At 62.9% G+C, this 12410-nt stretch carries 10 protein-coding genes; all 10 read right to left on the bottom strand.

What is annotated here, in order from left to right; all coding sequences use genetic code 11:
- Nucleotides 1-46: 46 nt before the first annotated feature.
- Entirely contained in the window at nucleotides 47-3604 is a 3558-nt protein-coding gene (gene smc / locus GXM22_RS03770; protein ID WP_099357237.1) for a chromosome segregation protein SMC, read from the bottom strand.
- A complete protein-coding gene (rnc, locus tag GXM22_RS03765) occupies nucleotides 3605-4279 on the bottom strand; it encodes a ribonuclease III (RefSeq protein ID WP_005935533.1) in 675 nt (224 codons plus the stop codon). It abuts the gene before it with no gap.
- A gap of 187 nt (nucleotides 4280-4466) precedes the next feature.
- Nucleotides 4467-5468, bottom strand: a complete 1002-nt coding sequence (plsX, locus tag GXM22_RS03760; RefSeq protein ID WP_005935536.1) for a phosphate acyltransferase PlsX — start codon at nucleotides 5466-5468, stop codon at nucleotides 4467-4469.
- A gap of 15 nt (nucleotides 5469-5483) precedes the next feature.
- Entirely contained in the window at nucleotides 5484-6860 is a 1377-nt protein-coding gene (trmFO, locus tag GXM22_RS03755; RefSeq protein WP_005935539.1) for a methylenetetrahydrofolate--tRNA-(uracil(54)-C(5))-methyltransferase (FADH(2)-oxidizing) TrmFO, read from the bottom strand.
- 115 nt (nucleotides 6861-6975) lie between these two features.
- Nucleotides 6976-9060 (bottom strand): type I DNA topoisomerase, encoded by a 2085-nt coding sequence (topA, locus tag GXM22_RS03750; RefSeq protein ID WP_005935543.1) that lies wholly within the window; start codon nucleotides 9058-9060, stop codon nucleotides 6976-6978.
- 138 nt (nucleotides 9061-9198) lie between these two features.
- The gene (gene dprA, locus GXM22_RS03745) at nucleotides 9199-10344 is read right to left on the bottom strand and encodes a DNA-processing protein DprA (RefSeq protein ID WP_005935546.1); all 1146 of its coding nucleotides are present in this window, start codon (nucleotides 10342-10344) and stop codon (nucleotides 9199-9201) included.
- On the bottom strand, nucleotides 10341-11120 hold the full coding sequence (locus tag GXM22_RS03740) for a TrmH family RNA methyltransferase (protein WP_005935549.1): 780 nt from the start codon (nucleotides 11118-11120) through the stop codon (nucleotides 10341-10343). The genes dprA and GXM22_RS03740 overlap by 4 nt, the downstream gene beginning before the upstream one ends.
- Before the next feature lie 80 nt (nucleotides 11121-11200).
- Nucleotides 11201-11551: a 50S ribosomal protein L20 gene (rplT, locus tag GXM22_RS03735; protein WP_005935552.1), complete on the bottom strand. Its 351-nt coding sequence runs from the start codon at nucleotides 11549-11551 to the stop codon at nucleotides 11201-11203.
- Between the two features lie 53 nt (nucleotides 11552-11604).
- Nucleotides 11605-11808 carry a 50S ribosomal protein L35 gene (gene rpmI / locus GXM22_RS03730; RefSeq protein ID WP_005935556.1) on the bottom strand — a complete coding sequence of 68 codons (204 nt, stop codon included), beginning with the start codon at nucleotides 11806-11808 and terminating at the stop codon, nucleotides 11605-11607.
- 18 nt (nucleotides 11809-11826) lie between these two features.
- On the bottom strand, nucleotides 11827-12378 hold the full coding sequence (gene infC, locus GXM22_RS03725) for a translation initiation factor IF-3 (RefSeq protein ID WP_005935558.1): 552 nt from the start codon (nucleotides 12376-12378) through the stop codon (nucleotides 11827-11829).
- Nucleotides 12379-12410: the final 32 nt, after the last annotated feature.

The following is a 12410-nucleotide window of genomic DNA, read 5'->3' as shown; positions in this document are numbered from 1 at the left end:
GGGAGCTGGCGAGCGAAGCGAGACTGAGAGGTTTAATCTATTATACCTACGAAACCAGCGTCGCGTCAACCTGTTCCAGATCCAGCTTGAGCAATTTCGACACGCCGTCCTCCTGCATGGTCACACCGTACAGGACATTGGCGGCCTCCATGGTGCCGCGGCGGTGGGTGATGACGATGAACTGGGTCTTGTCGCTCACCCGGCGCAGATACTGTGCAAAGCGGCTGACATTGGCATCATCCAGGGCGGCTTCGATCTCGTCCAGGATACAGAACGGTGCCGGGTTGACGGCCAGGATCGCAAAATAGATGCTGATGGCCACCAGCGCCTGCTCGCCGCCGGAAAGGGCTTCCAGGTTCTTGATGACTTTGCCCGGCGGTGCCACCTGAATGCCAATGCCGCAGGAAAGCACATCGCTTTCATCCTCCAGCACAAGGCTGGCTTCGCCGCCGCCAAACAGCTCGGCAAAGATGCGGCCAAAATTTTCGTTGATGGCCCGGAAGCTGTCGGTGAAGATCTCCTTCATCTGGCCGGACAGGCTGGCGATCATCCGCGTCAGCTCGTTCCTGCTGCCCTCCACATCGGCCACCTGAGCGCTCAGAGCATCGTACCGCTCCCTGACCTCCTGATATTCCTCAATGGCGCTGACGTTCACATTGCCCAGCGCCCGGATCTGATTGCGCAGGTCGGCCACCTGCGCCCGCAGGGCAGGCAGGCTGTCGAACTCCACGCAGAGTTCCTCGGCCTGGCTCACCGTCAGCTGGTATTCATCCCAGAGCTTGGCGGCGGTGGCATCGTATTCGCTCTCAGCGGCTGCTTTCCGCTCGGCCAGACGGGCCATCTCCCGGCCCATCTCCTCGCGGCTGTCGGCAGCAGTGCGGGCCCGGGCCAGTGCCTCGGTCTCGGCCTGCTGGCAGGAAAGCCGCTGTTCGGTGGCCTTCCGGATCTCGGCTTCTTTCGCTTCGATTTCCGCCCGACTGTCGGTCTTGGCCTTGCGGATGGCCTCGATCTCGGCCCGGCAGGCATCACTGCGGGCGGCAAGGGCGGCAAGGCTCTCTTCCAGAGCGGCCCGGCGGCTCTCGGCATCCCGGGTGCGCTGTTCCAGCGCTTCGATCTGTGCCTGCGCCAGCTCGGCATCCTTCTGGCGGCTCACCTGTTCCAGCCGCTTGGCGCTCACCTGCTCGGCCAGCGCCCGCTGCCGGGTCAGAAACGCATCGTCTCCCTCGGCAATGCGGTTCAGCTCGCCCGATTTTGCTTCGATCTCCCCGGCCAGCGCAGCTTCCTGTGCTTCGGCCTGCGCGGCCTTTTCCCGGCTGTCAGCCAGCTGGGCGTTCAGGGTGTCGATCTCCTTCTGCCGCGCGGCAAGGGCCGTCTCGGCCTGCTCCATGGCAGCTTCCAGCCGCTTGCGCTCTGCTTCGGCCCGCACACGGTCGTTGGCGGCAGTGATCTGCTCACTGCTGGCGGCGGTCAGCTCTGCGTTCAGGGCATCTGCCTGCTGTTTGCACTGGTCGGTCTTTTCCTGAGCGGCAAGGCACTCCTTCTGCAATTTCGCAGCCTTGACCCGCAGCTCCTCCAGCTCCTGCTTGCGGGTGAACAAACCCGCGCTGCGCTGGACACTGCCGCCGGTAAAGCTGCCGCCCGCATTGACCACCTGACCATCCAGCGTGACGACCTTGCTGCGGAAACCGTTGTCCCGGGCCACGCGGGAGGCCTCGTTGATATCATCCACCACGATGATGCGGCCCAGCAGATTGGACACGATGTCGCTGTACCGTGCATCGGCCTGGACCAGACTGCTTGCCAGCCTTGCCGAGCCGGACAGTTTTCCCCGGAACACGCCGGGCTGGACTGTATCCAGCGGCAGGAAGGTGGCGCGGCCCGCGTTCTCGCTCCGCAGCAGGGCGATGCCTGCCTTGGCAGCGGCTTCGTTCTCCACCACGATGTTCTGAAGGGCACCGCCAAGCGCGGTCTCAATGGCGACCTCCCGGCCCGGCTCCACCCGCAGGATGGAGGACACCGGCCCGATGATGCCCCGCAGCCGCCGGGCGGATGCCGCCCGCATCACGGTCTTGACGGAGTTCTGGTAGCCTTCCATGTTCTTTTCCAGCTCCCGCAGCACGGAAAGCCGCTGGCGGGCGGCATCCAGCTCCCGGTTCAGCTGCTGTTCGGCACGGTCGGCTTCCTCCAGCGCGGCGCGGCGGCTCTTCAGCTTGAGTTCCAGACCGGCCCGGATATTTTTGAGCTGCTGCTCATTCTCGGCCAACGTAGTGAGGTACCGCACGGTATCCTCCAGATCCTGCTTTGCGTCGTCCCGCTGGACCGCCAGCACCTCGGCAGCTTCTTCCAACGCAGGCAGACGGCTCAGGGCCGTCTCGGCAGCAGCCTCGGCGGCGGCCTGAGCCACCTGCGCTTCGGTGTGCCGGGCCGTCAGGGCCGCCACCTCGCCCCGCAGGGTATCCCGGCGGGCACCGCTCTGGTCGTTTTCCCGGGTCAGGCGCACCAGCTCATCGTTCAGGGCATCCAGCTCTGCGGCCAGTTTCCGGCCCGCCAGCTCCATGCTCTTTGCCACGGCGCGGTGGCGTTCCAGCGCGGCGGCAGCCTCGGTGCTGTCCTGCTGCCCGGCGGCGATCTCTGCCCGCAGGTCTGCGGCGCTTTCCTCGTTGCGGGCAATGTCGTTTTCCAGCACGGCGATCCGGCTCTCGCTGCCGCTGATCTGCTCGGTGATGCTGCGGATATCCCCATTCAGGCGCTCGACCGCAATGGTCAGCTGTTGTGCCTGCATCCGGATCTCCTCAGCCTCGCTCTCGGCGGCTTTGGTCTGGCGGTCGAACCGCTCATAATCGGCCTGAGCTGTCTCGTAATCCCGCACCTGACGGCGCACGGCTTCCTTGGCCCGGTGCACGCCGTCCGTCCACAGGGTCACCTCCAGCGTTTTGCGCCGGGCGCTCAGTTCCAGAAACTTCCGGGCCTTTTCGCTCTCTTTTTCCAGCGGGCCCACCCGGGCCTCCAGCTCGCCCAGGATATCCCGCAGGCGTTCCAGATTTTCAGCGGCGGCGGCAAGGCGGCGCTCGGCCTCGTTTTTGCGGTAGCGGTATTTGGCAATGCCGCAGGCTTCCTCAAAGATTTCCCGGCGCTCGCTGCTCTTGGCCGCCACGATCTCGGCAATGCGGCCCTGCCCGATGACCGAGTAGCCATCGCGGCCAATGCCGGTATCCAGCAGCAGTTCATACACATCTTTCAGGCGGCAGATCTGCCCGTTGATGCTGTACTCGCTCTCGCCGGAGCGGTAATACCTGCGGCCGATGGTCACCTCGTCCGCTTCCACATCCAGCGCGTGGCTGCTGTTGTCCAGCGTCAGGCGCACCTGAGCAAAGCCCATGGCCCCCCGCCGCCGGGTGCCGCCAAAGATGACATCCTCCATCTTTCCGGCGGCGCGCAGCTGGCGGGCGCTGGTCTCGCCCAGCACCCAGCGCACGGCATCGGACAGGTTCGACTTGCCCGAACCGTTGGGGCCCACAACACCGGTCACGCCTTCGTCAAAGGTGATCTTGACCTTATCGGGAAAGCTCTTGAAGCCCTGGATCTCCAGTTCCTTGAATACCATTTACTTTTCCTTTATCACGCCCAGGAGCTTGAGGGCTTCGCGGGCGGCGTGCTGTTCGGCCATCTTCTTGCTGCGGCCCTCACCCCGGGCAACCTTATCGGAGTTGAAGCGGACAGCCACCACGAAATGCTTGTCGTGGTCGGGGCCGGATTCCTGCTCCACCACATAGCTCAGCCGCTCCTCGGGGTTCTGCTGGACGATCTCCTGCAGGCGGGTCTTGTAATCGGCCTCAGCGTGCTTGCCCTCGGTGATGAAGGGCAGGATGAAGCTCTTTGCCACCTCCATACCGCCGTCCAGATACAGGGCGGCGATGACGGCCTCAAAGGCATCGGACACCACGCTGGGGCGGGTGCGGCCGCCGCAGCGCTCCTCGCCCCGGCCCAGGCGCAGATACTCGCCCAGATTGATCTCCTGCGCAAACTGGAACAATGCGCCCTCGCTGACCAGGCTGGAACGGATGCGGGTCAGGTCGCCCTCGGGCCGGTCGGCGTAGGCGTGGAACAGATAATCTGCCGAGACGATCTGCAGCACGCTGTCGCCCAGAAATTCCAGCCGCTCGTTGTGCTGCACCGGCGTGCGGCTCTCGTTGGCGTAGCTGGTGTGGGTCAGCGCCGTCTCCAGCAGCTTCGGATTCTTGAACTTGTAACCAATAATTGTTTCCAACTGATGGCTCATATTTCTTTGCTCCCTTGAATCTTTTTGGTATCCTCACCCTCTCAGGCCGCTTCGCGTCCAGCTCCCCCAAAGGGGGAGCCTGCACAGCACCCTGGAAAGCACCAGCTGACCGTCACCCGCCATTGCCTCTCCCTTTGGGAGAGGTGGCATCGCGTCAGCGATGACGGAGAGGGCAAGGCCGCTTTCCTTACTCTTTGTTCAGCTCATCCAGCGCGCTCTGCATGGTGCCGCACAGGTCGTTCTCCACGCAGATCTTGGCCTGCCGGATGGCGTTCTTGATGCCCTTGGCCTTGGAGGAGCCGTGGGCCTTGATGACCGGCTGCTTTGCGCCCAGGAAGGGTGCGCCGCCGTACTCCTCGCTGTCCATCTGGTGCTTGAGGCTTCCCACGCCGCTCTTGAGCAGCAGGTAGGCGATCTTGCCGCCGAGGTTTGCCAGGAACATCTCCTTGAGCATCCCCAGCAGCATCTTGGCCACGCCCTCGGTCAGCTTGAGGATGACATTGCCGGTAAAGCCGTCGCAGACCACCACATCCACATCACCGTTGGGCACGTCACGGGGCTCGATGTTGCCCACGAACCGGATGCCCGGTGTTGCCTTGAGCAGCTGGTGGGCTTCCCGGAGCATCGGGGTGCCCTTGCTCTCCTCGGCGCCGTTGTTTGCCAGCGCCACGGTGGGTGCGGTGCGGCCCTCCACCTTGTTGACATAGCAGCTGCCCATCACGGCAAAGGCTGCCAGCATCTCGGGGCGGCACTCCACGTTCGCGCCGCAGTCCAGCAGCAGATAGGCCTTGTTTTTGGCCGGCACCATGGTGGCCAGGGCCGGGCGCTTTACGCCCTTGAGGGTGCGCACGATGAGGCTTGCGCCCACATGGAGCGCGCCGGTGCTTCCGGCAGAGACAAAGGCATCGCCCTTTCCCTCCTTCAGCAGGTTCAGGCCCACCACGATGGAGGAATCCTTCTTGCTGCGGATGGCCCTTGCAGGCTCATCGCACATCTCAATGGTCTCGGTGCAGTTGACCAGCTCGATGCCGTCCAGCGGGATATTGTGCTCGGCAGCCGTCTTGCGCACCAGCTCCTCGCGGCCCACGCCGATGACCTGCACACCGTACTCTTTCACAGCCTGCGCGGTGCCTTCCAGCACAGCCAGCGGGGCGTTGTCGCCGCCCATCATATCAACGATAATTTTCATAGGGTTTCTCCCTTCTTAAAGAGCAGTTTCGTTCAGCCACTGTTGGAAGCTGGCCACGGCACGCTCGGCCACGGCCATGTAACGCAGGCGCTTGTCACGGGGGCGGCTCTCGGCCGGCAGCGGGGGCAGGATGCCCATATTCGCGCCCATGGGCTGGAAATGTTTGTTCTCGGTGGTCAGATACTGGATCAGCGCGCCGCACATGGTATCCACCGGCGGCGGGGGCAGCTGCCTGCCCTCCAGCCGGGCGTAGATGCTCCGGGCTGCCAGCAGGCCGCAGGCGGCGCTCTCCATATAGCCCTCAAAGCCGGTAATCTGGCCCGCAAAGAACACGTTGGGGTGCTCCTTCAGGAACAGGCCCGCGTCCAGCACACGGGGCGCATCCAGGAAGGTGTTGCGGTGCATGACACCGTACCGCACGAACTCGGCATTTTCCAGGCCCGGGATCATGCTGAACACCCGCTTCTGCTCGCCCCACTTGAGGTTGGTCTGGAAGCCCACGATATTATAGAGGGTGCGTTCCTTATTCTCGGCACGGAGCTGGACATTGGCCCAGGGGCGGTGGCCGGTGTTGGGGTCCACCAGACCCACCGGGCGCAGGGGGCCGAAGCGCATGGTATCAGCACCCCGGGCGGCCATGATCTCAATGGGCATACAGCCCTCGTAGACCGTGACGGTATCCGCCTTTTTGCCGTGGGCATCGGGGTCGGGCTGCGCGCCCTGTTCCGCACCGGCATCGAAGGCATGGAGCGGGGCACGCTCTGCCGAAGCCAGCGCGGCGTGGAAAGCCTCATACTCTGCCTTATTGAAGGGGCAGTTCAGGTAATCGGCCTCGCCCCGGTCGTACCGGGAAGCGGCAAACACCTTGTTGTAATCCAGGCTCTCGGCCGTGACGATGGGAGCTACGGCATCATAGAAATGGAGCCGCTCATCGCCGGTCAGGCGGCCGATCTCGTCGGCCAGCGCACCATCGGTCAGGGGGCCGGTGGCCACCAGAATGGGTGCACTCTCATCGATGTGCTCCACCTGCTCCCGCACCACAGTGATGTTGGGGCACTCCTCCACCCGCCGGGTCACGGCGGCGCTGAATGCATCCCGGTCCACGGCCAATGCGCCGCCCGCGGCCACACGGGCCTCCTCGGCGGCTTCCAGCAGCTGGCTGCCCATCCGGCGCATCTCCTCTTTCAGCAGGCCGGAAGCAGAATCCAGACGCTCGGCCTTCAGGCTGTTGGAGCAGATCAGCTCCGCAAAGCCCGCACTCTTGTGAGCCGGGGAAAAGTGGGTGGGCTTCTGCTCGCAGAGCGTTACCTGAACGCCCTTGCCCGCCAGCCACAGTGCTGCCTCGCAGCCTGCCAGACCGGCACCCAGTACAGTAACTTTATAGTTGCTCATGTTGTATCCCTTTATCTTATCTCGCACTTCCAGCAGTCAGGAAAAACTTTCCGCCCTGCCAAGGGCTCCCCTACTAGGGGAGCTGGCAATGCGAAGCATTGACTGAGAGGTTTGATCAATCCTTCTTCGGCACCGGCATCTCAAAGCCGCAGCCCTCTTTTGCGCAGTAGAGCTTGGAGCCCTTGCGGAACAGGGTGGAGCCGCACTTTTCGCACTTGGTGGGCACCGGGGTATCCCAGGTCATAAAGTCGCAGTCGGGGTAGCGCTCGCAGCCGTAGTAGATGCGGCCCTTGGCGCTCTTGCGCTCCAGCATCCGGCCCTTGCCGCACTTGGGGCAGACACCGCCGGTGTCCTTGACCAGACGCTTGGTGCCCCGGCACTCGGGAAAGCCGGAGCAGGCCAGGAACTTGCCGTACTTGCCCACCTTGATGACCATGGGGCGGCCGCAGAGGTCGCAGACCTCGCTGGAAGGCTCGTCCGGCACCTTGACCTTCTTGCCCTCCATGTTCTTTTCGGCCTGTTCCAGGCTGGCGGCAAAGCCCTGATAGAAATCATCCACGGTCTTGTGCCAATCGGCCTTGCCGCTCTCGATCTTATCCAGGTTCTTCTCCATCTCAGCCGAGAAGTCCACGTCCACGATATGGGGGAACTGCTCCAGCATCAGGCCGTCCACGGCGCGGCCCAGCAGGGTGGGCTTGAGCTTTTTCTGCTCCCGCTCCACATAGCCGCGGTCGATGATGGTGGTGATGATGGGCGCATAGGTCGAGGGACGGCCAATGCCATTTTCCTCCAGCGCCTTGATCAGGGTCGCTTCGGTGTAGCGGGCGGGGGGCTGGGTGAATTTCTGCTCACTCTTCAGCTCCTTGAGCTTGAGCAGCTGGCCCTGTTCCAGCGGGGGCAGGCTGGTCTCCTTCTTTTCCTTTTCATCGGTGGCTTCCTCGTACAGCACGGTAAAGCCATCAAAGGTCACGGTGTAGCCGCTGGCCTTGAAGCGGTAGTCCCCCGCATACACGGTCACGCTCACGGTATCCTGCTGGCAGTCCGCCATCTGGCTGGCCATAAAGCGGCTCCAGATCATCCGGTAGAGCTTGGCGGTATCGCCGCTGATGCTCTTGTCCACCTCGTCAGGGGTCAGCCCCGGCACCGAGGGACGGATGGCTTCGTGGGCATCCTGCGCAGCGGTCGCGCTCTTGGTCTTCCAGGTGCGCTTGTAGGGGCAGATATACTGTTCGCCGTAAGCGTCCGCAATATACTCCTTTGCAGCGGTGACCGCTTCATCGGAGATGCGCAGGCTGTCGGTACGCATATAGGTGATCAGACCCATGGTGCCGTGGCCCGCAATGTCTACGCCTTCGTACAGGGTCTGGGCGGCACGCATGGTGCGGGTAGCCGTAAAGCCCAGACGGCGGGAGGCCTCCTGCTGCAGGGTACTGGTGATAAAGGCCGGGGTGGGCTGCTTGGCCCGCTTGCCTTTTTTCAGTTCGCCCACGGTATACTCGGCACCCTCCAGACCCTTTTCGATGGCACGGGCCTCTGCCTCGTTTTTGGGCAGCAGCTTTTTGCCGGTGCTGTCGGAGGCCAGGCGGGCGGTAAAGCTCTTGTGGCCGGTGCCCAGCGTGGCATCCACGTTCCAGTATTCCTCGGGCTTGAAGTTCTCGATCTCCTTCTCGCGGTCATCGATCAGCCGCACCGCCACGCTCTGGACACGGCCCGCCGACAGGCCCCGGCGCACCTTCCGCCACAGAAAAGGGCTGAGCTTATAACCCACCAGACGGTCGAGGATGCGGCGGGCCTGCTGGGCGTTGAACAGATCCTCGTCGATGGCACGGGGATTGGCCATGCCCTTCTGCACGCCCTTTTTGGTGATCTCGTCAAAGGTCACGCGGTTGGGCTCGTGGGGGTCCAGCCCCAGGATATTGGCCAGATGCCAGCTGATGGCTTCGCCCTCACGGTCCGGGTCGGTTGCCAGCAGAACGCCGTCGGCCTGCTTGGCTTTTGCCTTGAGCTCCTTGATGAGCTTGGATTTATCTTTGATATTGATGTACTGGGGGGCGTAGTCATGTTCTACGTCGATGCCCAGCTGGGACTTAGGCAGGTCCCGGATGTGGCCCATGCTGGCCGTGACCTCGTAATCCTTGCCCAGATATTTGCCAATGGTCTTCGCCTTTGCCGGCGACTCCACGATTACCAGTTTTGCCATGGTTCTCTTCTCCTATATTATAAACTCCCAGCCTGACGGCGGTAGTAAAACCCAACGAAATGCCAAGGGCTCCCTTATTAGGGGAGCTGGCGAGCGTCAGCGAAACTGAGAGGTTTCATTCAACTTAAATTGCGCAGTTCAGCGCAGAATATACCGCTTGCCGGGCAGGCAGGTCACACGGCCCGCCAGCTCCAGCTTCATCAGGGTGCCCAGCAGCAGGCCGGTGGGCAGGCCGCTTGCCGCGCCCAGCTCCTCCACGCCCTTTGCCTTGGGGCCGATACAGGCCAGCACCCTGCGCTCGGTCTCGCTCATGGGGTCAGGCGCAGAGCGCACCACTGCCGGAGCCGCCGCACCCCGCAGGCCCAGCACCCCGAACAGGTCGCTGGGTTTGCAGACGGCTTTGGCCCGGCCCTCCTGCAGCAGGGCGTTGGTGCCTGCTGAGTTGGGCGAGTAGATGCTGCCCGGCACCACGAACACCGGCTTGCCATACCGCTCGGCATGGTTGACTGTGGACATGGTGCCGCTCTTTTCCTGCGCTTCCACCACCACCAGCGCCGAGGACAGCGCCGCAATGAGCCGGTTGCGCTGCAAAAAGCCATTGGGGCCAACGGGGCCGCTCTCGGGCGGGTACTCGCTGATCACGCAGCCCTTTTGCTCGATCTTTTTCCGCAGCTCCCGGTTGGAGGCCGGGTAGGTGCGGTCAATGGGCACGCCCAGCACCCCGATGGTGGGGCAGTTTTCCTTCACTGCGGCCCGGTGTCCGGCGCTGTCCAGCCCATCGGCCAGACCGCTGACGATGATGGCCCCGTTTTTGGCCAGACCGCTGCCCAGGTCTGCCGCCGCCTGCAGGCCGTACTCGGTGGGCCTGCGGCTGCCCACCATCCCCACAGCCCCCGGCTCATTGAGCCAGAGGGGGTCGCCGGTGCAGTAGAGCACCAGCGGCATATCGGGAATGCGGGAAAACGCCAGCGGGTAATCCGGGTCGTCATAGGGCAGGATGCGGATATTCCGCGCCGCACACCGCCGTGCAAAGGCCCAGTAATGCGCTGGGGTGTTGTCGGGCAGGTTGGCCCGGGCAAAGGCCGGGCTGCCCACCGCTTTGCGGAACGCATCGGAATCCCGGTTCTCCCAGGCCTCCTGCGCCCCGCCAAACACATCCAGCACCCGGCCTGCATGGCTGCTGCCCGCGCCCAGCGTGTTTGCCAGCCAGAGCCAGCAGAGCAGCGGGTCGGGGGCCGGTTCGGGCGGGAAAAGACTGGTCTGGCCGAAGCCGGGCCCGGTCACAGGCTCTCCTCCCGGAAATGCCACAGCAGGATGCTGCCCGCAATGCCGGCGTTCAGGCTTTCCACCCGGTCGGTCATGGGGATGCGCACGGTGCCGCTGCAGGCGGCAATGGTCTCTTCCGTCAGGCCCTGGCCCTCGCTGCCAATGACCACGCAGACACCGCCCGGGTAGCCGGGCCGGGCCGCGCTCAGGGGCTGGCTCTGGTAGAGTGCCGCCGCAAGGCAGGTGATGTTCTTTGCCCGCAGGGCGGCAATGGCGGCAGGCATTGCCCCCACCTCCATCACCGGCACCCGCACGGCGGCCCCCATGGAGGCCCGCAGGGTCTTGGGGGCAAACACGCTGGCACAGCCATCGCTCAGCAGCACGCCGTCAAAGCCAAACGCGGCGGCAGAGCGCAGCAGCGTGCCCACGTTGCCGGGGTCCTGCACCCGCTCAAGCGCCAGATACCGCCCGCCGGTCTTTGCCTCGTCCAGCGTGTGCACCGGGGTGCGGAAGATGCCGAACACGCCCTGATGGGTGCCCACATCGGCCAGCTTATCGGCCACATGGTCCTCCACCAGATAGTGCTCCCCGGGCAGCCCGGCCAGCTCCGGGCACTTTTCCAGCGCTGCCTCGGTGCAGAACAGGGTCTCCAGCGCCGCGCCGCGGCAGAGCTCCGGGCAGAGCTTGCGGCCCTCGGCCAGAAATTTCCCCTCACTGCGCCGGAACGCCCCGCTGGAAGCAAGGCGGCAGGCATATTTGATCTTTGCGTTTTCCCGGCTGGTGATCTTTTCCATGCGGTCCTCCAGAAGATACTAAAATATACAAAAAGGACGCCCGCGTATTTTACTACGCGCGGGCGTCTTTCAGGTCTTTATCAGGCGTTCTTCACGGTCTCGACCAGAGCAGCAAAGCTCTGAGGATCGTTGATGGCCATCTCGCTCAGCATCTTGCGGTTCAGCTCGATGCCTGCCTTCTTCAGGCCAGCCATGAAGGTGGAGTAGTTCATGCCCAGGGGACGAACTGCATTGTTGATGCGGCAAATCCACAGGTTGCGGAACTGACGCTTCTTCATGCGGCGGCCAGCCAGAGCGTAGTTGCCGCTCTTCATGACCTGCTGCTTGGCCATCTTAAAGTGCTTGCTCTTGCAGCCATAGAAGCCCTTAGCCAGCTTCAGCATCTTCTTACGACGTTTGTGAGTCATGGTTGCGCCCTTGATACGTGCCATTTTTTATATCTCCTTTAGTTATCTCTTAGAATGTCTTTGCCTGCGGCTCGCACTTAGGCGTAGGGCAGCATGCTCTTGATGGTAGCGGCGTTGGTCTTGTCAACGTAGTTGGGCTGACGGTAGCCACGGGTCAGCTTGGTGGTCTTCTTGGTCAGGATGTGGCTGCGGAATGCGTGACCGCGCTTGATCTTGCCGTTCTTGGTCAGCTTAAAGCGCTTCTTAGCGCCGGAATGCGTCTTCAGTTTCATCTTAGCCATTTTAGTTTCCTCCTAAAATTAGTCCTTATTGGGTTTCGGGATCAGCAGAATGGACATCGTGCGGCCCTCGAGCACCGGCGGCTTATCCATGCTTGCCTGGGGCAGAGCCTCGGCAAAGCGTTTCAGCACGTCAGCACCCAGAGCACTGTGTGCCATCTCACGGCCGCGGAAGCGGATCGAAGCCTTCACCTTGTGACCAGCGGCCAGGAACTTGGCGGTCTGGTTCAGCTTGGTGTTGAAGTCGTTGGTGTCAATATTGAGCGAAAGGCGGGTCTCCTTGACCTCGACCACTTTCTGGTTCTTCTTGGCTTCCTTCTCCTTCTTCTGCTGTTCAAAACGGTATTTGCCGTAATCCAGCACCTTGCACACAGGCGGGGTAGCCTGCGGTGCGATCTTGACCAGATCGAGCCCGGCTTCTTCTGCAGCGCGCATGGCCACCTGAATGGACACAACGCCCTTCTGCTCGCCATCGGCACCGATCAGGCGAACTTCACGATCACGGATCTGACCGTTGATCTCCAGTTCCTTCGACTTTCCAGCGGTAGCGATAATGAATGCACCTCCAAACAATAATCCATAGTGTTGCAATATTTGGCATAGAA

Origin of the sequence: Faecalibacterium duncaniae (genome assembly GCF_010509575.1) — a bacterium.
Classification (GTDB): domain Bacteria; phylum Bacillota; class Clostridia; order Oscillospirales; family Ruminococcaceae; genus Faecalibacterium; species Faecalibacterium duncaniae.
Note: the sequence above shows the minus strand (reverse complement) of the source record. Positions and strands in the feature narration are given on the sequence as shown.